Genomic DNA, 25,155 nt, shown 5'->3' with positions numbered 1-25,155 from the left:
GGCCAATTTTCGCACTCCTGCGTATAGCACTCCTGCGTGTGCCTCTTTAGTACTGCGCAGCCTGGCCGTCATGAGCTGCCCACTGGCACGGGCCAAGCTCGAAGTCCGTAAAGGTGGCAGTAAAACTCGACTCCTCGGGACTGCAGGCATACACGCCGAAAGTCACGGGAGCGTCTGGATTCTGCTGGACGGCCGTAAGATGGCAGATGCGCATCTGATCGAACCTCTGGCCATCATCCGAGCATTCGATGCAGAAATCATCCTCGCGACGGCTGAGGCGGTACCACATGGAGGACGTCGTGGCACTCACTTCCGTCGTGGCCCAGTCCGAGTATCCCCGATTCGTTACGACACTGCCGAGATGCTGGAAGGAGTCATTCTCATACTCGATGGAGCCTTTGAGCCAGTTTTCGCTGTCGAGGTAGAGAACGATGCCGCACTGATCAAAGCGGTGCTTTATCTCTCCTGGCTGTCCAGCAAAATCCGTGCGGACAGTAAAGGAAAAGAACTTTTCTGCCGTGCTCATCTGGAAGACAGGCGCACTGTCATTCCGGAAATGATAATACGTCCGCTGCCACAAGTCAGTATGCGGGGCTGTGGTGATGGTCAGCTCCATATTATTTTTTATCTCATAGGAACGTGGTTCACGCGTCCACTGCCAGTTCGAGAAGTCGATGCTCATGCCTTCAGTATACGGGGCCTTCAGTATACGGGCACGTCGAGAGAGTCTCCAGTAGGACAGGTCTTCTCCTTCTCATACGTGAACGACGCACTTGATGATGAAGAAAAGAATGGTTACTCTTCGGGGTAAAGTTTCAGCTTCGCGTGCGACCGACACGGCCGAGTGCACAGCACCCAGCTGAGCGCCCAGCCGAGCGCCTAGCCGAGCACACAGCCTGCCTTACAGCATATGATGCTTCCTCATGCGCTGCTCGAAGATTCCGTTAATCAGCACTCTCATCTGCTCCACCACATCCGACGGAAGTCCCGCCTCGACACCCGAAGCACTACCGTCAGCCTCAAAGGCCGCATACAGGTCTGGGTGCTCCTTTTCTATCAGCCGGCAGCTGTTCCCCGTGGCGTGGCCGCGGATAAAAGCGGGAATCTTCTTCATATATTCTGGTTTTACGAGCGCTAGTATACGCTCATCTGCTTCTTTAGACATGGCCTCTATGCTACCTCAGTCTCTGAATTCTCTGACATGCGGAGAAGCACATGTTCCGACTTCTGCACATCTCCAGCCGTGTGCAGAGCCTCCCCCGGGCTCGCTGATACCCTATTCGTGCGCGATCATGCTCTCGATACCTTCGCGACGGCGTGCGGAGCGCGTGTCGTGTCGAAGCATACGGAATGTCAATTTCTGCTTCTCTTCTCAGCTGTCGCCTTCTTACGCGAAGGGGCTCAGGATGCCTGCCATCCTGAGCCCCGCTCGACCTATAAGACGCTTACTGCCGCCTTACTCCCATTCGATGGTCGCAGGTGGCTTCGAAGTCACATCCAGAACGACTCGGTTTATCTCACGGCATTCGTTTGTAATGCGCGTGGAGATCTTCGCGAGCACGTCATACGGGACGCGAGACCAGTCTGCCGTCATAGCATCCTCCGAGCTGACTGGACGCAGAACGATAGGCGAACCGTAGGTACGTTCATCACCCTGGACACCTACCGAATGCACGTCTGCCAGCAGGACAACTGGGCACTGCCAGATATCACGGTCCAGACCTGCCTTCGATAGCTCTTCACGAGCGATGGCGTCTGCTTCACGCAGTACTGCGAGGCGCTCGCGGGTAATCTCACCCACGATGCGGATACCAAGGCCTGGGCCCGGGAATGGCTGACGCCACACCATCTCTTCTGGAAGACCGAGCTCGGTTCCTACAGCGCGTACCTCATCCTTAAAGAGAGTGCGCAGTGGCTCCACGAGCTCGAACTGGAGGTCATCTGGCAGACCGCCCACATTATGGTGGCTTTTAATATTCGCAGCGCCGTCACCGCCGCCAGACTCGACCACATCTGGGTAGAGCGTGCCCTGCACGAGGAACTTAATCTCTCCGCCTTCTTCAGCAGCGTCTGCCACGATCTGGCGTGTAGCCTTTTCGAAGGTGCGAATGAACTTTTCGCCGATAATCTTACGCTTACGCTCTGGCTCCGAAACGCCTTCGAGAGCTGTGAGGAACTCCTCCGAAGCATCTACCGTCACGAGCTTAATGCCAGTAGCCTCGACGAAGTCATGCTTCACCTGCTCGACCTCGCCCTTACGCAGCAGACCGTGATCCACGAAGACGCAGGTGAGCTGGTCTCCCACTGCCTTATGGACGAGAGCTGCAGCTACAGCAGAATCCACGCCGCCAGACAGTCCACAGATAACACGGGCATCTCCTACCTGCTGACGAATCTTTTCTACCTGGTCTTCGATGATGGAGGACGAATCCCACTCGTTTCCAAGTCCTGCTTCCTTATGGAGGAAGTTCTCGATGACATCCTGACCCAGTGGCGTGTGCTTCACTTCTGGGTGCCACTGCACACCGAACAGACCTCGCTTCTCATCTGCCATAGCAGCCACAGGAGCACCCTCGGTATGAGCAAGTACAGAGAAGCCTTCTGGAGCTTCCTTTACAGCCACACCGTGGCTCATCCACGTGGACTGCTCTGCTGGAGAACCGCTGAGAATCCCCTCAGTCTCATCGATAATGGCTTCAGTCTTACCATACTCACCGAGAGCTGCCTTATCCACGACTCCGCCCAGCTGATGTGCCATGACCTGGAAGCCATAGCAGATGCCGAGAATAGGCACATCCAGCTCGAAAATCTTCGGGTCGAGAAGCGGAGCACCCTCGACGTAGACAGACGCTGGACCACCCGAGAGAATGATGGCCTTCGGATCCTTTTCGAGGATCTGCTCAGCAGTGATGGAATGAGGAACGATCTCAGAATATACATGAGCTTCGCGCACACGGCGTGCTATCAGCTGAGCATACTGAGCGCCAAAGTCGATAACAAGTACAGGACCTGTGGCCATTATGCCTCCAGAAAATCGAGGTTTATATACCATATAAGTCCCCCTATTATGCCTGTCGTTTAAGACATTTTCTGGGATTTCTCTGAATGAGTTTTCTGTACGGAAAAGCGCGACACGCTCAAAGAAAAAATTGACAGAAAAAATATGAACGAAAATCCTCACATGAGTCACAGAAACCTAACATCGACACAAACGCTGCTATTCCGAGGAAAAGCGGAAATATTACAGAAACTCGACGTGACTTACTGAAACATTAATGAACATTTAACGGGTAAATACGTAACATTTACAGCCAAAACCTACCACGTCCACACAGGCAGTCTTGTTTTAGTCATGCCCCTCGCATAAAATTATAGGTGTTCGAGAACGGCACATGCCCGACTCACTATAGTAAATATGCACCTAATTGTAGGAGGCAAGGACATATGACTAGTCCTGTAATCGGTACTCCATGGAAGAAGCTGGACGCTCCAGTTTCCGAGGAGGCTCTGGAAGGCGTAGATAAGTACTGGCGTGCTTCTAACTACCTTTCCATCGGTCAGATCTACCTTCGCAGCAACCCTTTGATGAAGGAACCATTCACCCGTGAAGACGTGAAGCATCGTCTCGTGGGTCACTGGGGTACCACTCCAGGCCTGAACTTCCTCATCGGTCACATTAACCGTCTCATCGCAGATCACGGTCAGAACACCGTTATCATCATGGGACCTGGTCACGGTGGCCCAGCAGGTACTGCACAGTCTTACCTCGACGGCACCTACACCGAGTACTTCCCAGAGATCACGAAGGACGAAGCAGGTCTGCAGAAGTTCTTCCGTCAGTTCTCTTACCCAGGTGGTATCCCATCGCACTATGCACCAGAGACCCCAGGTTCCATCCACGAGGGTGGTGAGCTCGGTTACGCTCTGTCCCACGCATACGGCGCTGTGATGAATAACCCTAGCCTGTTCGTTCCAGCCATCGTCGGTGACGGTGAAGCTGAGACTGGTCCTCTGGCGACCGGTTGGCAGTCGAACAAGCTCGTGAACCCACGCACCGATGGTATCGTTCTTCCTATCCTTCACCTGAACGGATACAAGATCGCTAACCCTACCATCCTGGCTCGCATCTCCGACGAAGAGCTCCACGAGTTCTTCCACGGTATGGGTTACGAACCATACGAGTTCGTCGCTGGCTTCGATGACGAAGATGCTATGAGCATCCACCGTCGCTTCGCTGACCTCTTCGAGACTGTCTTCGACGAGATTTGCGACATCAAGGCTACCGCTCAGACGAATGACGTAGACCGTCCATTCTACCCTATGATCATCTTCCGCACTCCTAAGGGCTGGACCTGCCCTAAGTTCATCGACGGTAAGAAGACCGAGGGTTCCTGGCGTTCCCACCAGGTGCCACTGGCATCTGCACGCGACACCGAAGAGCACTTCGAAGTTCTGAAGAACTGGCTCGAGTCCTACAAGCCAGAAGAGCTCTTCACTGAGGATGGCGCAGTACGTCCAGAAGTTACCGCTTTCATGCCTGAAGGTGACCTGCGTATCGGTGAGAACCCTAACGCAAACGGTGGCCGCATCCGCGAAGAGCTGGATCTGCCAGCTATCGAGGACTACGAGGTTAAGGAAGTTAAGGAGTTCGGTCACGGTTGGGGCCAGCTCGAAGCTACCCGTAAGCTCGGTGAGTACACCCGTGACATCATCAAGCGTAACCCAGATAGCTTCCGCATCTTCGGACCAGATGAGACCGCTTCGAACCGTCTCCAGGCTGCTTACGAAGTAACGAAGAAGCAGTGGGATAACGGCTACCTCTCTGAGCTCGTGGACGAGAACATGGCTGTGACCGGTCAGGTCACCGAGCAGCTCTCCGAGCACCAGATGGAAGGCTTCCTCGAGGCTTACCTGCTCACCGGTCGCCACGGTATCTGGAGCTCTTACGAGTCCTTCGTTCACGTGATCGACTCCATGCTGAACCAGCACGCTAAGTGGCTGGAGGCTACGGTTCGTGAGATCCCATGGCGTAAGCCTATCTCCTCCATGAACCTGCTCGTCTCCTCGCACGTATGGCGTCAGGATCATAACGGCTTCAGCCACCAGGATCCAGGTGTGATCGACATCCTGCTGAACAAGAACTTCAACAACGATCACGTGGTCGGCATCTACTTCCCAGTGGATTCGAACATGCTCCTGGCAGTATCCGAGAAGGCATACAAGTCCACGAACAAGATTAACGCCATCATCGCTGGTAAGCAGCCAGCTGCTACCTGGCTCACCCTCGACGAAGCTAAGGCTGAACTCGAAAAGGGTGCTGCTGAGTGGAAGTGGGCATCGAATGCTGAGGGTGACGACGTACAGATCGTCCTCGCATCCATCGGTGACGTTCCTACCCAGGAACTCATGGCTGCTGCTGATAAGCTCAAGGGCTACGGCATCAAGTACAAGTTCGTGAACGTCGTGGATCTCCTCGCCATCCAGAACGCGTCTGAGAACGACGAAGCTCTGTCTGACGAAGAGTTCACCGAGCTCTTCACTGCAGATAAGCCAGTCCTCATGGCTTACCATGCATACGCTCGCGAGGTACGCTCCCTCATCTGGGATCGTCCAAACCATGACAACTTCAACGTTCATGGCTACGAAGAGCAGGGTTCCACCACCACGCCATTCGACATGGTGCGTGTGAATAACATCGACCGTTACGAGCTGACTGCTGAAGCACTCCGTGCAGTAGATGCAGACAAGTTCGCAGCTGAGATCGAAAAGCTCGAAGCATTCCGTACCGAAGCCTTCCAGTTCGCTGTGGATAACGGTTACGATCACCCAGACTACACTGACTGGGTATGGTCCGGTGTCCAGACTGAGAAGCCAGGTGCTGTGTCTGCTACCGCTGCTACCGCTGGTGATAACGAGTAGTCGTGACTCTCGTTCTTCACTCGCTCTCGTAGCGTAGAGCTGTAACGCTCTTAAGGAGGCTCTCCTGCCGTAAGGTGGGAGAGCCTCCTGCGTTTCTGCATGGCCCTACGCATCATCCCCACCCCTCCCCGTGTCGCTTCTTCTAGCACCTCGCTTAGAATAAATACTGTTTGTGTGGAAGCTCGACGCAAAGCCGCCGAAAGCTGGAAAAATGAAGACAAGAACAGACTGTAAAGACTAAGGAGTACCGCACAGTGAAAAAAGTATTCATCGCGAGCCCAGAAGGCCAGAACGGACGTAACGTCGTGACAGCAGGAGTCACCGCTGCCCTCGCCACCGCATATAAGACAGCCACCTTCCGCCCTATCGTCTGCCATAAAGACACCTTCTCGCAGCACCTCATCGACCTCGGTTCCACAGCGCAGACCTTCGAGGAATCGCGCGTCGTATGCCCGAACCATGCAGTACGCGACCACGAAGGCGTCCGCGGAGATATCTCCCGCGCGTGGGAAAGCTTCGTTCCTCAGCACGAGCCAGAAGCCGTGGTCATCACGGGTAAGGATGGTCGTCCAGTCTTCGACCCTGAGTTCTTCGTCCAGGATCTGCAGATAGCGGCGGACCTTCAGGCTCCTGTTTTCCTGGCCATCTGCTGTATCCCGCGTAATGCCGTCGAGCTTCGCCGCACCATCGACGCCTGCATAGAAAAGACGCTGAAGACGGGCTGCTCCGTAGCCGGAGTCTTCGTCACGGGCCTCGACACCGAGAACGTGGAGAAGGCCGAGCAGATTCGGGAAGAAATTGCCACTCTCGCCTACCCTCACTGGGTCATTCCAGCGCACGACTGCCGTGAAGCAGACGACATCGCGCCATCCGTCGCACTCTTCGAGCAGGCCGCGCCGACGTCTGAAGTTCTCGCCGCACTCGAGCGCGCAGACTTCGCTAAGCCAGTGACGCCTTACGCATTCCAGGCGCAGCTACTCACGAAGGCAGCCGCGAAAAAGCAGACCATCGTGCTGCCTGAAGGCGAGGAAGACCGCATCATCCGCGCGGCAGACTACCTGCTCGCCCGTGACATCGTGGACCTCATCATCGTGGGCGAAAAAGACGCCATCCTCGCGCGTGCAGCCGAGCTGAACCTCGAGCACCTGAGTAAAGCGCGCTTCCAGTCCATGACGGACGAGGCCATCCTCGCGCCTATGGTCGCCAAGCTCGTCGAGCTACGCGGACACAAGGGCATGACCGAGGAAAAGGCTCGTAAGACGCTCACGGATGCATCCTACTTCGGCACCATGCTCGTGGTCCTCGGCCAGGCAGACGGTCTCGTCTCTGGTTCGGTAAATTCCACGGCGAATACCGTACGTCCAGCTCTGCAGGCCATTAAGACGAAGCCTGGCCAGTCGCTCGTTTCGGGCGCATTCCTCATGTGCTTTGAGGATCACGTGGCCGTCTTCGCGGACTGCGCTATTAACTTGAATCCGAATGCCGAGCAGCTCGCGCAGATCGCTCTGCAGTCGGCTGAGACGGCGCGTTCCTTCGGTCTCGAGCCACGCGTGGGTATGCTCTCGTACTCGACGCTCGGCTCGGGTTCTGGCCCAGACGTGGACCTCGTTACGGAGGCGACGGCGAAGGTTCAGGAGCTCGACCCAGATCTGAAGGTCGTGGGGCCTATTCAGTTCGACGCAGCATGGTCTGAGGATGTGGCGCGCACGAAGGCGAAGGGCAGCGACGTGGCCGGTCATGTGAACGTCTTCGTCTTCCCGAGCCTGTCCGCGGGGAACATCGCGTATAAGGCCGTGCAGCGTTCGTCTGGAGCCCTCGCCATCGGACCTGTGCTGCAGGGCCTGAATAAGCCGGTGAATGATCTGTCGCGCGGTGCTCTCGTGGAGGACATCATTAATACCATCGCGCTGACGGCTGTGTACGCGCAGGAAGAGTAGTTTCGCGCTTTTTTCTGTCAATTTTTCCGTGCCGCCTACCCGCCTCACCGGCGAAAAGTAGCCGGCACGGAGTAATCTCACTAGTGGATATATATCTATCGCGATAGGAGGACGAGCAGTGGCTAAGACTGTACTCGTTATTAATTCTGGTTCCAGCTCCATTAAGTACCAGCTGGTGGACTTGGAAAGTGGCGAAGGCCTCGCCTCTGGTCTCGTCGAGAAGATCGGTGAGCCAGTAAAGGGCATCTACACCCATAAGTATAACGGTGAAAAGCACCAGTTCGAAGATGAAATCATTAAGGACCACGAGCAGGGTCTCAAGCGCGTTCTCGCATTCTTCGACGAATACGGTCCTAACCTGAAGGAATATGACCTCGTAGCCGTAGGTCACCGCGTGGTGCAGGGCGGCTCGGTCTTCCCTACCCCAGCTCTGGTCACTCCAGAGAACATCGCTAAGGTGAAGGAACTGGCAGTGCTCGCTCCACTGCATAACGGCCCAGAAGCTGTGGGCGCAGAGGTGATGACTCGCCTGCTGCCAGACGTGCCACAGGGCTTCGTCTTCGACAGCTCCTTCTTCTTCCAGCTTCCAGAAGCATCTGCTACCTATGCTCTGAATAAGGAAGTGGCAGATAAGTATCAGGTACGCCGCTATGGTGCTCATGGTACGTCTCACGAGTTCATCGGCCAGGTCGCTCCAGAAGTGGCTGGTAAGGATCCTGAAGGCCTCAAGCAGATCGTCCTGCACATCGGTAACGGTGCATCCGTCTCTGCACAGATTTCTGGTAAGCCAGTAGAGACCTCCATGGGCCTGACCCCACTCGAAGGTCTCATGATGGGCTCGCGTACCGGTGACATCGACCCAGCAGTGGTCTTCCACCTCATCCGTAACGCTGGCATGAACGTGGACGAGCTGGACGCTCTCTTTAATAAGAAGTCTGGTCTCATGGGCATGACTGGTCACGGTGACATGCGCGAAGTGCTCGGCCTACGCGACGCTGGAGATGAGAATGCGAAGCTCGCCATCGACGTGTACGTGCACCGCATCGTGGGCTACATCGGGAACTACACTGCTCAGATGGGTGGCTTGGATGTCATCACCTTCACCGCTGGTGTGGGTGAGAACTCTGATCCTATCCGCGCTCTGGTCTGCGAGAAGCTCGCACCATTCGGCGTGAAGATCGATGCAGAAAAGAATGCGACCCGTTCCTCCGAGCCACGCATCATCTCCACTCCAGACAGCTCGGTGACCGTCTGCGTCATTCCTACGAATGAAGAGCTGGCCATCGCACAGAAGGTAGCGAAGATAGCTGCTGAAGGCGATGCGTATGGGAACACGTTTGCTGCATAAGTACGCATAAGCGAAAGCCCTTTCACGAACCGGAGCTGATGTCCTCACTGAGGATGTCAGCTCCGATTTTATCTCGTGCGAAACGCTCACATTCCCCTCGTAGACACGCTGTACTAGACTGAGAGATATATCACATATCAGCGGGGATTCTGACTCAGTGCATGGCTGCACTTCGCTTCCTCACTGGTATGCCGAGCGAAGAAGCGAAGAAGGTGACACGGTGAGCACGGCACAGTCCGCGAGCGAGCAGCAGCGGCATATTCTCTCTCAGGCCTCGAGCCTGTATTCTTTCGTGCGTGACGTGAGCCAGACTGTGTCCTCAGTCCTCGACGAGACTGCTGTCCTGCACTCTTACGTGCTGTCCACACTGCCTGAAGACTGCGAGCACATCGAGTGTTCTGCTCCTGGACAGCCATTTCGCCTCAGTGTCAGTAAAACACATTTTTCCAGCCCTCCAGCCCCCGACCCACGCTTTGTCCCGTGGCTCGTGGATCCTGTCCCTCCGTATGGGGATGGGTCGGTTCAGCCTACGCTCGTGACGGGCGAGCGAGCACTGTTCGAAGACTTTCAGGATGACCCTGAACGTGTCACCGCGTACCGCATGTGGCGACGCGCTTATGGAAAATGGCATCTCGAGACGGAGCGCTATAAGCGCGTACAGAAGCTCTTCGACACTCTGTATACTATGCTTCTTACTCTTCGTCGCAGTGAAGATGAGCTCGAGCTCGTTCTCGCTGATGGTTTCGTCCGGCTCACGTCTGCACCGCAGATGGTATATGGGCCACTCGTTACACATCGGCTTAGCCTTCGCCATGACGTGAGTATTAATGCTTTTATCCTCGAGGATGCTCACCAGGGCCTGCAGTTCTCGCCCGTATCCGTGCCTTCTGCCCATCTCTCCCCCCGTGAGAGTCCGTCTCTTTTCTCCGAGCACACATGTGCGTGGGCGAGGACCACTCTGCGCACTCCTGAACTGAGCTCCTGGAATGATGCTGCGCTGACGGATTTCTTCGAGCTTCTCACCAGGCATATGCCGCAGAATGTTCAGTTCCTCCGGTCTGCAGAGGATTCTGCTCATTCGTCACAGAGAGATTACTCAGTGTATAGAAAGCCTCAGCTTCTTCTGCGCAAAGCGACGCACACGTGGGACATGCGCCGCAAGCACGCGCAGACAGCACTCGAGAACATCCAGAGGACAGCGAGCATACAGCCCGCTCTCGCTGCCCTTCTGGCGTCTCCCGCTATGCTCGACACTCCTCAGAGTGAAAGCACGCCCCCGCCTCTGATGAATCCTACCGCAGAAGTTCTTCTCAGCGCTATGGACTCTCCTGTCCACCTCGTCGAGACCTGTCCAGGATCGACACGAGACCAGCTTATCGGCCAGATGCTCGTCCGGCTTATGGCTGAAGGAAAAAGAGTACTTGTGACGTCTGCGCGTCAGAAGACTCTACGCACACTGGCCGCACAGATACCCCAGCCTCTGCAGCCACTCGTGGCCTGTGAGCATGTCCTGCCGGATGTGAACGCATCGCCACATGGCTCCTCCACCACTGTGCCAGATGCGAGAAGCTGCATATCTGCCCTTCAGAAATACGCGCGCGAGCATACGCTCAGTGAACTGTCCGACACCGTCCAGGCTCTCCAGGAGAAGCAGACTCATCTCCTCGACGAGCTTGAAGGACGCTCATCCTCGTCGTCAGCCACTGCACAGCAGGTCATCATCGTACAGAATACGCGTGTGCGCGTCAGCGATGCGCAGGACTTTCTACGCCGTCACCCCGAGCGTGCCGGATTTTTCGGTGGGCCCGTACCTCCTGAGGCACGCCTCCCCCTGTCTGCTCGTGAGCTTCACGACCTCTATGCTCTGCAGGAGCACCTCAGTTCCACAGACATAGCCGACGCACGAGCACAGATCCCTGCCCCGAGTACGCTCTCTTCCCCTGCGCAGATGAACGAGCACTGTGCCCATCTCCAGCACGCTCAGGCACTCCTCACCCACACGTACCAGACACACGCGTGGTTAGCCGCCCTCGAGGACCAGACCTCCCAGACCTCACTCATCTCCTTCAGCGACTACCAGATCGATGCTATCCGAGACTTCCTCACCCATGCGGATACACTCTTCGCGTCCAGATGGGCTTTCCTCTGCATTCAGAGCTCCACGAATCCACGCGAGCACGTCCTGTGGGAGGAACTCGCCACACTCCTCCACGATACCCCTGCTGTCATCGCGCCTGACGAGAATGTCCCGTCCGTCACGGACGCTCATATCGCCGCTCTGGACACTCTGGAGAACTACTGCGCCACACATGGGAGTATCACGCGCCTCACGCTTCTGACGCATCCGGCACTGCGCGCAGCATATCATACCTTGTCTGCATACACACTGCACACACCGCTCACACGCGCAGCCTGTGCGCACCTGAGGCACACTCTCGAGGACATTCAGCGCGCCCAGCGTATCCGTACCCTCACTGATCAGCTCCACATCGACGTCACCACAGAAAACGACGACGAAGACAGCACACACGACCTGACCACTCAGCATATCCGCACGCTGCTCCACTGGCGCCAGGAGAGCTTCCAGCCACTACTCACCCAGCTTCAGCTGACTGAAGACATCCTCGCCCTCCTCAGCGATGACGTTCAGAATGCCCTCGATGAAGTTCTGCCTACGCTCTGCGACATTAGTGAGATTCGAGGAAGAATTGACAAGGAGACAGCAGCCCTCGCACAGAACGCCCAGCTGTTTCAGAACGCAGCCGAAAACGGCTCTCCGACATGCGCTCAGCTCGTCGAGGCATGTCAGAGCGCAGACCCACAGCTTTACGCGCGCGCATACGCTCAGCTGGACAGCGCATATAGGAGAATGGACCTCATGCAGCGGCGCGATGCCTATCTCGCGCGTATCCGAGCTGTCTGCCCGAGCTGGGCAGATGCACTCGAGCAGCGCGCGGGCGTCCACGGCGCGCACAGCGTTCCGGAGCATCTTCAGCAAGCGTGGACGTACGCGCAGTACGAAAGCGCGCTCGCAGCACTCGACAGCACTCCACCCGCACGCGCACGCACCAGCGCGAGTACGAGCGCATCCACACATCCACCGTCTGACCAGCACGCCGCCTCGCTACGCCGCGAGCTGCTGTCCACGCGCTACGCGCTCGCCGTAGCAGCGACGCATTATCGTACTCTTCAGCGTTTTCAGCAGCTCGGGCCGGATGCCTCGCGCGCTCAGGTTAAGAGCGCCATCCCTGCGTGGATTATGCCGGAAAATGCGGTCTATGCATACGGCGCGCGTCATACAGACGCGGCTACTAGTCCGTTCGACGTCCTCATTATCGCGGACGCGCATCTGCTCGACGTTTCTGCACTCGGCCTTCTCGCGCAGGCACAGACGGTGGTCCTTTTCGGAGACCCGCATCTGGTCGGCGTGCGCGATGGTCTGCTCGCACGCTCGGATGTGCTCAGCGATGCCGTCGAGCGTTTCCGTACTGAGCATCTCGAGGGGAAGGTCGCGTTCAGCGCGTCGTGTGCATCGCGCTGTTCGCTCTATGATATAGTAGCGAGCGCGCTCGGCACAGGTGCACACACCCGTTTGACGCTCAGCACACGCCCTGCTGAGCTGCTCACCTATGCGAATACGCAGGCATATCACGGTCAGATTCACGCTGCGCGGGCGGCTTCTGCGCGCGCGACTTCTGTACGCGACGCTTCAGCACAGGAAAAGTCCGCTTCCATGGTCTCCTACCGCGTTCCGGATACGGCGCGCGAGGAGAATGCTGTGACCGCACTCATTCACGCCTGCATGGAGAGCGGCGCGTATGACGGAAAGACGTTCGGCATCGTGAGTTTGGGCGATGGCGCGTACACCGCGCGTCTGCGTGAGACTCTGCGCGCGCATTTCGACCCGGCCACGTATACCGATCAGCAGCTTCTATGCGGCCCTGCCCACATGTTCCAGAGCCAGACGCGCGACGTTCTCATTCTCAGCTGTGGTCAGGATGCGCGCGCGGTTCGCCGGCGCAGTGTGCGTAGTTCGCTCGCGCTGCGTGAGCTCGCCACGGCCACGTGCAGCGCCACCGAGCAGCTCTGGGTGGTTCATGCGTTCGACCCGCGCCGTGACCTCGCTTTCGATGACGTGCGCGTGCCGTTATTCCGCATGCTTTCTGCCAATTCTTCCGCCTCCCCATCAGCCCTCTCCACGAGCATCCGTGCGCGCGTCACACAAATACTTGAGCCACGCACATCTGCCCGCCACGAAGGACAGCATTCAGCTGGCGTGAGTATAGAGGATATAGCGGACTCTCTCGGAGATATGCTGCTCTAGTGGAGGCGCTGGAGAACCTCGTCGTGGAGCAGACCATTCGTGGCTAGGCCACATCCACCCCACGGCCCAGCATGCCCGTCGAGATCAGTAAAGCGTCCTCCTGCTTCAGTAATGATGGGCACGAGGGCTGCCATGTCATAGAGGTCGAGTTCTGGTTCGGCAGCGATGTCCACTGCCCCTTGTGCCACGAGCATGTACTGCCAGAAGTCTCCATAGCCACGAAGACGCCATACGTCGTCTGTCAGGGCGATGACAGCATCCCGGTTTCCTCGCTCTTTCCAGCCAGACAGAGACGATAAAGACAGGGACGCGTCCGCGAGCGCGCTCACATTCGAGACATGGATGCGCTGGGCATCCTCCACACTCTTTCCCATCCAGGCTCCCTGGCCGGTCAGAGCAAACCAGCGGAATCCGAGAGCTGGCGCTGAGACCACGGAAGCGACGATATCCTCGCCCACTTGCAGGCCGATGAGTGTGGCCCAGACGGGCACTCCTCGCACGAAGTTTTTCGTCCCGTCTATAGGGTCGATAATCCAGCGACGTCCGCTGCTCTCGTCCCGTCCCAGCTCTTCCCCGTAGACAGTGTCCCTCGGGTATGCCACTGCCACTTCGTCGCGAATGGCACGCTCTACGGCTTTATCTGCATCAGTGACGGGAGTATGGTCAGGCTTCGTATCCACGTGGAGGTCGAGGGCTCCGAAGCGTGCCATGCTGATGGCATCTGCCTGCTCGGCGCAGCGCAGCAGACACTCCAGTTCCTCATAATACGGGGCGTGAGTATCTATGCTCATGCTTCGTTCTCCTGTCCGAGCATGGCTGTCCACATGCCCACAAAGTCTGGAATGGTTTTTTTCGTCGTGGCTACGTTCACCACGTCGATGCCGGGAATGACGAGGCCGAGAAGGGCCGCGAAGGTGGCCATACGGTGGTCAGCATACGTCTCCATGACTGCACCGTGGAGCTGATCGCGCGACACAGCATGGAAGTGAAGACCGTCAGCTGTCTCCTCCACCGACCCGCCGATGCGCCGAATCTCGGTGCTCAGGGCAGCGAGGCGGTCCGTTTCATGGCCGCGAAGGTGCGCTATGCCAGTAAATGTACTGTCTGAGTCTGCCAGTGTGGCCAGGGCTGCGAGAGTGGGCGCTATCTCTCCTGCAGGGCCGAGATCCAGCTGTCCCACTCCACGAATATGACCTGTCCCCTGCACTGTGAGGATATGCGTGTCCTCGTCGAGAGATACCTCAGCACCGAAAGCACGCAGGTAGTCTGGAAGGAGCGCTCCCGGCTGTGTGGACGTACTCGGCCAGAGTGGAATGCGTACCGTTCCTCCGGCGATGAGTGCTGCGCAGGCGAACGGAGCCGCATTCGAGAGGTCTGGTTCCACGAGCACATGGCTCGGAAGCTGAACGAATGAGCTCGGCACACTCCACGTGGCCGGCTGACCTGTATCCCCTGTCATGTCCAGATCCACCTGCCCGCCAGCACTCTGGATATCCGCCATGGTCATGCGAATGTGCGGCATACTCGGCAGAGTCTCGCCCGTATGAGTCAGCCGCAGGAGGTGAGACCATCTCGATGCTGCGAGTAATAAGCCTGAGATGAATTGGGAAGAGGAGGACGCATCCACGCGCACGTGCCGCTCTCCGCTCAGCTCATCAGGCTCAGGCGGCGTAAGCACAAACGGAAGAAAACCCTCCTCGCCGAGCCAGTCCACCCGCGCGCCGAGCTGCACGAGGCCGTCCAGCAGCGGCGCCATGGGACGATGGTACGCCTGCGCGTCCCCGTCGAACGTCACCGGACCATCCGCATACAGGGCGAGTGCCGGGACGAAACGCATCACCGTCCCCGCAAGCCCGCAGTCCACGCGCACGTTCCCCGTAAAGCGCCCCGATTCAGGAGGCGTCACCGTCACCGTCGTCTCCTCGCGCGCGTCTACCTCACAGCGCACGCCCAGCGTACGCAAAGCAGCCATCATCAGTTCCGTGTCACGCGAACGCAGAAGCCCCTCAAGCACGACGCTCTGAGAGCCGAGCGCGGCGAGGATAAGGTAGCGGTTCGAAAGCGACTTACTGCCCGGAATACTCACGAGAGCATCGAGCGGGCCACGAGAAGTGGAGGCCAGAGGAGCTGGCCAAGGATCGGAAAGTGCTGTAGTCATAGCACCATCCTAGCGTATAGACGCCTACCGGTCCTGGTCGAGGCGCGAATGTCCCACTTTCTGAACTACGTCACGCGGAAGCTCACTGAGCGCCACGAATCGATCCGCCTCGAGCGCTGCTATATGCCGCGAAAAGAGAATGAACCAGCTCATAAAGAGGATGACAGCCAAAGCCTCCACGTTCGTCAGCGACGTATTCCCCTGGAACCAGTAGATATACGAGATGGCGATGATAACGAGGATAAAGTCCGACACGAAGTAAAAGGCCACGGACAAACGCCTCACGAGCCATGGCATGCCGAGCATGAGCAGAATCATAGGTCCCGCGATGCCGCGCGCGAACAGATTATGGAGGAATGGATGCGGTGTATAGCGGAAGATGCCTATGCACGCGAACATGACCGAAGCCGACGCGAGGAGAAGCGCGAGAATGGCGCGGCGGATCTGGAAAGCGCGGGAAAGGGCGCGTGATGGGGTGTGCGATGCGGCACGTGATGGAACAGGGTCGTGCTCTGTCGCGCCGTCCTCCTCGCTGTCATCCACGCCGTTCCCATCGCTGTCGAACAGACGCTCCTGGGTCGTGAGCTCAGAGAGTGCGAAGTAGCTGATGATGAGCATGGTCACACCGGCGAGAACGACGGTAAAGTTAAAGACATTCGCGCCGAAGGTCGTGCGGTCCCCCAGCTGCGAGAAGTTATTCTTCCACCAGTTCGGGTCGTCGCTCATCATGCCAGCCAGTGTCACACCGGAGATGACGAAGACAGGCAGCAGCGTGGCTATGGTACGCGAGTTTATCAGTGCCGCCTGCACGTACACGATGTATCCGATGACACCGCCGAGGCACATGACCACCGCGAGCTGATACTGCGTGAACGAGCGCCCGAAAATCTGCGCGATAAACATCTGGATAGCGCCGGATATGAGGCCGATGGAGACGAAGTACACGACGGCGAGAGCGATGGTTTCCGCTGTGCGCCGTACCAGACGGCTCACCGTCTTCTTTTCTGCGCCGAACCCGCTGCGCGTGTAGCCGAGGATAAAGACGACGGCTGCGCTACCGGCCAGGAAGCTCGAGGTGATGATAATGCGCCGCGCGGTGACGAGCCAGATGGCCGGCGCGCTCGTCGTATACGCGTACGTCGCGTAGGCGACGGCGAGGACCGTGCCGAGAGACGTAAAGATTCCGACGTTTTCTGCCCGCTGGTAGCGGCCCATATGGTGCATTTTCGCTCTCCCCCTATATATCTGGAAGTTCAATTATTCCGCGCCCTTACGACACTGACCGCGTCGTCGTGCTCACCGTCGTGCTCACCGTCGCACTCGCCCGGTAGCGTCGAGTGCGACACGCCGAGTGGCGCTCGACGACGATTCGCGCTATAGTTATCTCTCGTTGAGCAAAGCTTAGCAAACACTCGGGCTGTAGCGCAGCTTGGTAGCGCGCTTGTTTTGGGTACAAGATGTCGTGGGTTCAAATCCCGCCAGCCCGACAAATGAACATAAAACCTCACAGAAATGTGAGGTTTTATGTTATCTTCTTCTTTTTCTCTCGCCTTCCCCCGCGGCGGCTTATAGGACATATTGTGTGTGTTTGCGGGGCCCCTGTTTTTAGAGGTTTATGCTCATCACGTCGTGGTGTTTATGTGTAGCGACTGGTATGGAAATCTTCCTTCATAAAAAAGAAGTGACTATTACTGACCGAGATCAGTAATAGTCACCCAACGTGAGATATTCGACTAATGACTTGAACCAAACAAAATTCAATCACTCCTTCGTCGGACGGCCTTAAACGATATCACTGTGACACCAATAACAAAAGAGGTAAAACCAACTCTAATAGCAAGTGTGCCATCCCACATTAAGGCAACCAGTATCGCGATTAAGGCAACCGTCAAGCCGAATGTCGCCACTTCACAGCAAAAACGAATGAGCTTGTTCAATTATCCTTAACCTCTTTCTCGGCGTATTTCTTTAGCAAATCTGCCACCTTATTCCAAGCTTTTTCGTAAATATATTTACCTAGTTTATTGTAATCAATCTGGAATGGAGAGTATGTGCGTGTGATCCTTGAGGAAGGAACGTGTCACGAAACGCGGAACCAAAACCAGACCACATCACCTACAGTCGCATATCCCACGGATCCGTGTTCAGCTCAGTTATCTCGAAGCGCACAGCACTCCCCTCCTGCCCGAAGCGCTCAGTCAGCGCAGCAGAGACATCCTCCACAAGGATCGGGAAAACGAGCTTTTCTATGGCCGCATGCGGAGTCTGGATGAATGCCATCCCCGTCTCCTGGCGTGCGTCCAGCACAGGATGATGACGCAAATCACTGGTCACATACACATCCGCTCCAGCAGCGTGTGCAGTAGCTATCTCCGAATCCCCTGAGCCCGGGAGCACTGCCACACGATGCACTACGCGCTCCGGCTCACCGCTGACGAGCACTCCGGATACGGTGGCAGGAAGAATGCAGGAGACAGCGCGCGCGAAGTCTTTCAGAGTCACCTCGTCGTCGTTTTCTGCAGCCGAAACGAGCGATAGCATACGCCCCAGGCCACATCCCTCAAGAGTAGAGCTCGGCACCAGCGGCCCTTCGTCCACCACGTCCAGCCCCCACTGGCGCAGTGCATGGACGAAGGCAAACCCCTGGCCACGCACGGCCGAATCCACATTCGTATGCCCCACCCACAGCGCGCAGTGATTCTCTATAAGGGTCGTCACCATGGCTCCACGGAAGGTCGATCCTGCTACCGTGTGCGTAGCACGAAAGTAGAGCGGATGGTGTGTGATGAGCAGGTCCGCCCCAGCATCCACAGCAGCCTGCACAGTCTCCTCCGTAGGATCCACGGCACAGTACACCTTCCGTACCGGCCAGCTCGGGTCTCCCACGATGAGTCCCGGCTCATCCCAGCTTTCTGCGAGTTCGAGCGGATAGAGCGTCTCGAGCACCTCCACCATCTCACCGAGAGTCACTGCCATACCACATTCTCCTTCCCATACACCTCATCTGAGCACGCACGCTTTAGTGTGCGGCCTGCTGCCAGTCTGCTCCGAGCCCTGTGGACACGTCCAGAGGAACAGCCAGCTCCACAGCATGCTCCATGGCATTCTTCACGAGTGCAGACACGACATCCTCTTCACCAGCTGCCACATCCACCACAAGTTCATCATGAATCTGCAGGATAATGCGCGAACGCACGCCTTCTGCGCGCAGCGCAGCATCCGCCTTCAGCATGGCTATCTTCATAATGTCTGCCGCCGACCCCTGTATAGGCGCGTTCAGCGCACCACGCTCTGCAGCATCACGCACTTGACGATTCGACGAGCGCAACCCTGGGAAGTAGCGCCGACGACCGAACATGGTCTCGGTATACCCCTTACGCTTCGCCTCCGCCACGAGAGACTCGAGGTAGTCATGCACCTTTCCGAAGGTGTCGAAGTATTTATTCTTCAAAATATCGCTTTCGGCCGGTGAGATCTTCAACTGCTGCGAGAGCCCATACGTGCTCAGCCCGTACGCGAGACCATAGCTCATCGCCTTAATGTGCGAACGCTGATCTGGCGTAATATCCTCCACCGGCACCCCGTAGACGAGCGATGCTACGTAGCGATGCAGATCCGTACCCGACTTAAAGGCCTCGATAAGCGCCTCATCTCCGGACAGATGCGCCATGAGACGCAGCTCCACCTGAGAATAATCTGCCGAGAGCAGCGCCACGTTCCCTTCGGATGGGACGAAAGCGCTGCGTATCTCGCGTCCGAGCGCATTACGGTTCGGGATATTCTGCAAATTCGGTTCGGTCGAGCTCAAGCGTCCCGTCGCAGCCACTGTCTGCTCGAAAGTCGTGTGAATGCGCCCGTCCGCGCGGACAGCATCCGAAAGCGTTTGCACGATCTGCTTGAGTTTGTTTATCTCACGGTGTCTGAGCAGCGCGCCGAGGAAGGTATTCGCCCGCTCGTTTCCCGCAGACCGCAGGTAGAGCTCCTGTAGAGCGGCCGCGTTCGTCGTGTAGCCGCCGGACTTCGTTTTCTTCGTCGGTGGCAGACCCATGTCGTCGAACAGCACCGTCTGCAGCTGCTTCGGACTCTGGAGATTAATCTCCTGCCCCGCCTGCTGCCACGCTATAGTCTGCGCCTGCTCGGCATCCGCGCTGAACGTAGCGAGCATCTGGCTCAGACGCTGAGTATCGACCGCTGCTCCCAATTTTTCCGTCTCGTACAGAACCCTCGACATAGGGATTTCGACATCATGGAGAAGTCTGAGCTCGCCACGGTCTTTCAGCGTGGCCATATACACATCCGAGAGGATGAGCACTGCCATGGCTCTCTTCGCATCCTCGAGGTCAGCATCTAAGTCCGCTGCATCAGCATCGAAATCGAAGTCCAGTTCCCCCTGGACGCTCGTCTCCGCTGAATCCTGCTCCTCCATCTGCACATGTGCATCTTCAGCGAGAAGATCCTCGAGAATATACTCATCCTTATCTGGTTTGAGCAGATACGCTGCCAGCTGCGTGTCCATGACTGGGTCAGGAAGCTCTACGCCGCTCGAGGTTACGCTATGCAGGAGAGACTTCAGCCCGTGAACGGTGAATTGACCGTCGTGAGAACGCACAAAATCCTGAACCGACGCATCCAGTGCATCCGCACTCACACACACAGCCAGTCCACTGCGCGCGGCAAACGTCACGCGGCCGCCATGCGCGTAGACGGTCCACATGCTCTCGCCCACGCTCGCAGCCCACTCAGCAAAGCTCGGCGCGAGCTGCACGTTCTGCAGCAGCGCCTCAGCGTCGAAATCCAGGCTTTCGGTCATATCCTCCGCATCTTCAGCCGCGCCACTCGAGGTCGATCCGCGCTTCGCCGAGCTGAACTGCGCCTTCTGCACATCCTCTTCAGACGCCCCCGCGCACAGCGAGAGTGCCGTATACACGCGGCGCTTTAAGTTCGCACCAAACTCGAAAGCAGCCAAAGCAGCATCTACCTTCGCAGAATCTGGCTGCAGAATGGTGAAATCACTCAGCTGGACATCCAGCTCCACATCTCGCACGAGAGCATTCACGCGGCGGTTCAGCTTCACCTGATCGAGGTTCTCGCGCAGAGCATCCCCCTTCTTCCCCTTAATCTCGTCCGCGTGTGCGAGGATGCCGTCGAGACCACCATACTGGTCTATCCACTTCGCAGCAAAACCATCCCCCACGCCGGGAACACCCGGAATATTATCCGCGGTCTCCCCACGCAGCGCTGCGAGGTCTGGATACTGAGATGGCCAGACCTTATACTTTGCAAACACAGCATCCGGAGTCATGTGCTTCAAGTCTTTAAAGTGCTGACCTGGATACAGCACTGTAATCGTCTCATCGATAAGCTGGAAGGCATCGCGGTCTCCCGAAACCACGTAGACACTGTCGAATCCCTCATCGCGCCCGCGCGTGGCGAGCGTAGCGATGACGTCATCGCCTTCATACCCCTGCTTTTCCACGTACGAGATGTTCAGCGAGTCCAGCAGGTCATGGAGCAGCGGAATCTGGCTGAGGAGGTCTTCTGGAACGGCGCTGCGCGTACCCTTATACTCAGGCAGCATCTCGTTACGGAAGGTACCGCCCTTCACGTCGAAGGCCACAGCGATGTGCGTAGGCTGAATATCTGTAATCACCTGTGTGAGCATGGTAGTAAAACCATACAGCGCATTCGTGGCCTGGCCTGCAGACGTGGAAAAGCCGTCCGCTGGCAGAGCGAAATACGCGCGGAACGCGAGCGAGTGACCATCGATAACTAAAAGACGTGAAACCATGCTTCTATGGTACGGGTCGGGCGGTACGACGCGACCGGTCTCTTCAGATACGTGAATGGGGCAGGAAATCTACTCTCCTGCCCCATTCTGTACACAGCTGTAGCGCCCCCTCAGCGTGTCGCTTACTCGCCTTCTATCTGGGCGATGACAGCGTCTGCCACTTCGAGCATGGTCAGACGGCGATCCATGGATGTCTTCTGAATCCAGCGGAATGCTTCCTGCTCAGACAGGCCCATGTTCTCCATAAGCAGACCCTTCGCACGGTCCACATGCTTACGGGACTCGAGACGATTCTTCAGGTCTTCCACCTGCTCACGTAGTGCTGCTATCTCATCTTCTGCAGCTGCGGACGTCCCCTCAGCAGAGCCTTCGCCCATACGTTCGCGCAGCTTCTCCATCTGCTCGAAGCGACCAAAGGCGACTTCGAGAGCTGGGAAGAGACGGTCTGGAACGAATGGCTTGACCACGTATGCCATCACACCGGCGTCGATAGCTTCAGCCACGAGATCCTTCTGCGAGAATGCAGTGAGCATGACCACAGGAGCGAGGAACTCTTCATTAATCTCGCGAGCAGCCGTGATGCCATCCTTCACTGGCATCTTTACGTCCATGACGACGATGTCTGGATGCTTCTCGCGGACGATGTCCACTGCTTCCTGACCATTTGCTGCTTCGCCGACAACCTCATATCCACCATCGTTCAGAGACTCGATGATGTCCAGGCGGTTAAGCGCTTCATCTTCCGCTACGACTACGGTACGCTTGGTGTTTTGTGTAGTTGCCATGATAGTTACACCCTCCTAGTCACATGTCCATGACTGCACCAGTTTGTCTTTATTCAGTTTATTCAGTAGTTATAAACGTGATCTCATGGAGGAGTCTTCTGAGAACTCCCCTTTGAGACCTCATTCAGTGCCCCGGGTGGGACTCGAACCCACACTGCACAGATTTTGAGGCTGTTTCCTCTACCAATTGGGATACCGGGGCAGTACCTGAATTAGCTTACACAGATATTTGCTTCTGAGCAAGTAGCGCGTGTTCGCTTTCAGGCACACCACTGGGGTGTAGTTCTGTTCATGCATAGCATCTACAGAACTACACCCCAGCAGAACGCTTCAGTATGTCTGAATACTAGTCGCGTGCGCCGACGGTGTGAACGTACACAGAGTCGGTGGAGCCAGCTTCGCTAGCAGATGGAGCAGAAGCGATGAGAACGATGGTGTCGCCATCTTCTACGCTACCGTTCGCCTTCAGCGTGCTGTCTGCCAGAGCCATGAGCTCGTTACGGGACAGACCATGGTACTCGGTGTCTACCTTTACACCTTCAGTACCCCAGGACAGGCCGAGCCAGCACTTGGTGTGCTCGTCGGTGGTCAGACCGAAGATAGGAGCCTGTGGACGCTCTGCGGATACGCGGTGTACGGTTTCGCCGGACTTGGTGAAGGCCACGATAGCCTTAGCCTGTGCCTTATCAGCGAGCTGTACTGCTGCGTGAGCCACTGCTGCGGTGGTGGAGAACTCTTCATCCTTAATAGCTGGGATGCGGTCGTAACCGTGCTCAGTAGCGTAGTTAGACAGGCGAGCCATGGTGTTCACGACGATAACTGGGTAGTCGCCTACAGCAGTTTCGTTCGAGGTCATGGTAGCATCTGCACCGTCGAGTACTGCGTTTGCGCAGTCAGATGCTTCTGCACGGGATGGTACTGGTACCTTCACCATAGAGCCGAGTACTTCGGTAGCCACGATGACTGGCTTACCATATGCACGAGCGAGCTCGATGCAGCGCTTCGTGATCAGTGGAACCTGCTCGAATGGCATTTCTACAGCCATGTCGCCACGAGCCACCATGATGCCATCGAAGGCCTTCACGATGTCTACGAGGTTCTCTACAGCCTGTGGCTTTTCGATCTTAGCGACCACTGGGATGCGGCGGCCTTCTTCGTCCATGATCTCGTGAGCGCGCTCGATGTCCGATCCGTAACGCACGAAGGACATAGCGATGATGTCAGCACCGGTGCGGATACCCCAGCGCAGATCCTCTTCGTCCTTCTCAGACAGAGCTGGTACGGATACTGCTACGCCTGGCAGGTTCAGACCCTTATGGGAGGATACTGGGCCAGCTACGACGACCTTCGTGTGTACCTCGTTACCCTCGACCTTAACGACCTCGAGCTGTACCTTACCATCATCGATGAGGATAGGATCTCCTGGGTGGCAGTCTCCTGGCAGACCCTTGAAGGTGGTGGACACGCGTTCCTTATTACCCACTACTTCATCAGTCGTAATGACGAAGTCCTGGCCCTGCTCGAGCCATACCTTATCATCACCATTAGCATCTTCTTCGACCCAGCCACAACGAATCTTAGGACCCTGCAGATCAACGAGTACTGCGACGTTCTTACCAGTTTCCTTAGCAGCCTGGCGAACGTTATTATAAACGTTCATATGCTCTTCGAAAGTACCGTGGGAACGGTTAATGCGAGCCACGTTCATACCAGCGCCGACCATCTCCTTGAGAGTCTCAAGAGCGGAGGAAGCTGGACCGATAGTATCGACAATCTTTGCCTTGCGCATGAATGCCTACCTGTTTCTTTCTAGACGGAATGGGCTATGCCCATATTTCACATAATACAGTTTACTGGGGCGAGCGTACTTTTAGACACGAGTCCACTTTCCTCAGCGTTTCGAGCTCTTTTCGAGCTTTTTCATCTTCCAGATACTGGCCGCCGAGGCCGTCCCCAAAGACACGATGATGACCACGAGAGACAGCCACGTAGGAATCTCTGGAACCACATGAATGTCCTGTCCTCCATTAATAAACGGAAGCGTGTTCGCATGCATGGCTTCGAGGACGAGCTTGATACCTATGAATCCAAGCACGACAGACAGGCCCAGCGGCAGGTACACGAGCTTATCGAGGAGAGCTCCGAGCAAGAAGTAAAGCTGCTGAAGACCCAGAAGCGCGAAGACGTTCGAGGTGAAGACGATGAAGGGATCCTTTGTTAAGCCAAAGATAGCTGGAATAGAGTCAAAGGCGAACATGACATCCGTGGTACCGATAGCCACGAAGAGCACAAGCATAGGTGTGAAGTACTTCACTCCATCCACAGAAGTGCGTAGCTTTTCTCCGTCATAGTAATCCACCATCTTCACTACTTTGCGCATGAGAGTGATGAGAGCATTCTCTTTATACTCGTCGTCATCATCCTCCCCCAGAGCCAGCTTAACTGCTGTATAGATGAGGAAGACTCCGAAGATGTAGAACACCCACGTAAAGCGCTCCAGGATGGCTGCGCCTGCGAGGATGAAGATACCGCGCAGGATGAGAGCCAAAGCTATACCCACCGAGAGCACGTACTTCTGAATCGTCTTCGGAACAGAAAAATTGGCCATAATGATAACGAAGACGAACAGATTATCCACACTCAGCGAATACTCAGTCAGCCAGCCGGAATAAAACTCGACAGCCGGACGCGCGCCGGACACAGCCCAGATGAGAGCGCCGAAAACGAGCGCTGCACACACGAAAAAGGCGATGTGCTGCACGCATTCTTTCGTACTCGGGATGTGCGGACGGCGGCCTATGAGCACGAGGTCCACGACGAAAAATACAGCCAGGACCACGAGCGTAATAGCCATAAACCAGACGGGAGTTTCACTCATACTCTACATTCTCTTTCT

The 25,155-nt window shown here is 56.6% G+C and carries 16 protein-coding genes and 2 tRNA genes; 5 read left to right on the top strand and 13 right to left on the bottom strand.

Annotated features, from left to right (window positions below):
* Positions 1 to 46 precede the first annotated feature (46 nt).
* The 3 genes from ALMA_RS03905 to guaA form a co-directional block, all read right to left on the bottom strand.
* A complete protein-coding gene (locus tag ALMA_RS03905) occupies positions 47 to 682 on the bottom strand; it encodes a DUF1349 domain-containing protein (protein ID WP_094726442.1) in 636 nt (211 codons plus the stop codon).
* A gap of 219 nt (positions 683 to 901) precedes the next feature.
* A complete protein-coding gene (locus ALMA_RS03900) occupies positions 902 to 1,165 on the bottom strand; it encodes a hypothetical protein (protein ID WP_094726441.1) in 264 nt (87 codons plus the stop codon).
* Positions 1,166 to 1,456: 291 nt separating this feature from the next.
* Positions 1,457 to 3,019, bottom strand: coding sequence for a glutamine-hydrolyzing GMP synthase (guaA, locus tag ALMA_RS03895; protein ID WP_094726440.1), 1,563 nt, complete (start codon positions 3,017 to 3,019; stop codon positions 1,457 to 1,459).
* Between the two features lie 425 nt (positions 3,020 to 3,444).
* Here guaA and ALMA_RS03890 point away from each other — a divergent pair, with 425 nt between their 5' ends.
* From ALMA_RS03890 to ALMA_RS03875, 4 genes are all read left to right on the top strand, one after another.
* Complete coding sequence (locus ALMA_RS03890; protein ID WP_094726439.1) at positions 3,445 to 5,919, top strand: phosphoketolase; 2,475 nt, start codon at positions 3,445 to 3,447, stop codon at positions 5,917 to 5,919.
* 254 nt (positions 5,920 to 6,173) lie between these two features.
* The gene (gene pta, locus ALMA_RS03885) at positions 6,174 to 7,856 is read left to right on the top strand and encodes a phosphate acetyltransferase (RefSeq protein WP_094726438.1); all 1,683 of its coding nucleotides are present in this window, start codon (positions 6,174 to 6,176) and stop codon (positions 7,854 to 7,856) included.
* Positions 7,857 to 7,974: 118 nt separating this feature from the next.
* Positions 7,975 to 9,204: an acetate/propionate family kinase gene (locus ALMA_RS03880; RefSeq protein ID WP_086107000.1), complete on the top strand. Its 1,230-nt coding sequence runs from the start codon at positions 7,975 to 7,977 to the stop codon at positions 9,202 to 9,204.
* Between the two features lie 220 nt (positions 9,205 to 9,424).
* Positions 9,425 to 13,528 carry a DEAD/DEAH box helicase family protein gene (locus tag ALMA_RS03875; RefSeq protein ID WP_094726437.1) on the top strand — a complete coding sequence of 1,368 codons (4,104 nt, stop codon included), beginning with the start codon at positions 9,425 to 9,427 and terminating at the stop codon, positions 13,526 to 13,528.
* Here ALMA_RS03875 and hisN read toward each other — a convergent pair.
* Genes hisN through ALMA_RS03860 form a run of 3 tightly spaced genes read right to left on the bottom strand, consistent with a single transcriptional unit; the run spans position 13,525 to position 16,910 of the window.
* Positions 13,525 to 14,319 carry a histidinol-phosphatase gene (gene hisN, locus ALMA_RS03870; RefSeq protein ID WP_094726436.1) on the bottom strand — a complete coding sequence of 265 codons (795 nt, stop codon included), beginning with the start codon at positions 14,317 to 14,319 and terminating at the stop codon, positions 13,525 to 13,527. The two genes, ALMA_RS03875 and hisN, sit on opposite strands and share 4 nt — an antisense overlap.
* A complete protein-coding gene (gene aroA, locus ALMA_RS03865; RefSeq protein WP_094726435.1) occupies positions 14,316 to 15,686 on the bottom strand; it encodes a 3-phosphoshikimate 1-carboxyvinyltransferase in 1,371 nt (456 codons plus the stop codon). Before aroA ends, hisN begins: the two co-directional genes overlap by 4 nt.
* A 24-nt stretch (positions 15,687 to 15,710) precedes the next feature.
* Positions 15,711 to 16,910, bottom strand: a complete 1,200-nt coding sequence (locus ALMA_RS03860) for a hypothetical protein (protein ID WP_094726434.1) — start codon at positions 16,908 to 16,910, stop codon at positions 15,711 to 15,713.
* Positions 16,911 to 17,099: 189 nt separating this feature from the next.
* Between ALMA_RS03860 and ALMA_RS03855 the strand changes: the two genes are divergently transcribed.
* Positions 17,100 to 17,173: transfer RNA gene (locus ALMA_RS03855), tRNA-Pro, on the top strand.
* A gap of 270 nt (positions 17,174 to 17,443) precedes the next feature.
* On the opposite strand, the gene ALMA_RS08340 is transcribed toward ALMA_RS03855, so the two are convergent.
* The 7 genes from ALMA_RS08340 to ALMA_RS03820 form a co-directional block, all read right to left on the bottom strand.
* Positions 17,444 to 17,623 carry a hypothetical protein gene (locus ALMA_RS08340; protein ID WP_094726433.1) on the bottom strand — a complete coding sequence of 60 codons (180 nt, stop codon included), beginning with the start codon at positions 17,621 to 17,623 and terminating at the stop codon, positions 17,444 to 17,446.
* 178 nt (positions 17,624 to 17,801) lie between these two features.
* Positions 17,802 to 18,662: a Nif3-like dinuclear metal center hexameric protein gene (locus ALMA_RS03845; RefSeq protein ID WP_094726432.1), complete on the bottom strand. Its 861-nt coding sequence runs from the start codon at positions 18,660 to 18,662 to the stop codon at positions 17,802 to 17,804.
* A gap of 43 nt (positions 18,663 to 18,705) precedes the next feature.
* A complete protein-coding gene (gene polA, locus ALMA_RS03840; protein ID WP_094726431.1) occupies positions 18,706 to 21,474 on the bottom strand; it encodes a DNA polymerase I in 2,769 nt (922 codons plus the stop codon).
* A gap of 122 nt (positions 21,475 to 21,596) precedes the next feature.
* A complete protein-coding gene (locus tag ALMA_RS03835) occupies positions 21,597 to 22,259 on the bottom strand; it encodes an ANTAR domain-containing response regulator (RefSeq protein ID WP_094726430.1) in 663 nt (220 codons plus the stop codon).
* Positions 22,260 to 22,387: 128 nt separating this feature from the next.
* Positions 22,388 to 22,461 (bottom strand) — tRNA-Leu (locus ALMA_RS03830).
* A gap of 144 nt (positions 22,462 to 22,605) precedes the next feature.
* Positions 22,606 to 24,048, bottom strand: coding sequence for a pyruvate kinase (pyk, locus tag ALMA_RS03825; RefSeq protein ID WP_094726429.1), 1,443 nt, complete (start codon positions 24,046 to 24,048; stop codon positions 22,606 to 22,608).
* 102 nt (positions 24,049 to 24,150) lie between these two features.
* Positions 24,151 to 25,137: a TerC family protein gene (locus ALMA_RS03820; protein WP_094726428.1), complete on the bottom strand. Its 987-nt coding sequence runs from the start codon at positions 25,135 to 25,137 to the stop codon at positions 24,151 to 24,153.
* Positions 25,138 to 25,155: the final 18 nt, after the last annotated feature.

It is taken from the genome of Alloscardovia macacae (assembly GCF_002259705.1).
GTDB classification, from domain to species: Bacteria; Actinomycetota; Actinomycetes; order Actinomycetales; family Bifidobacteriaceae; genus Alloscardovia; species Alloscardovia macacae.
Note: the sequence above shows the minus strand (reverse complement) of the source record. Positions and strands in the feature narration are given on the sequence as shown.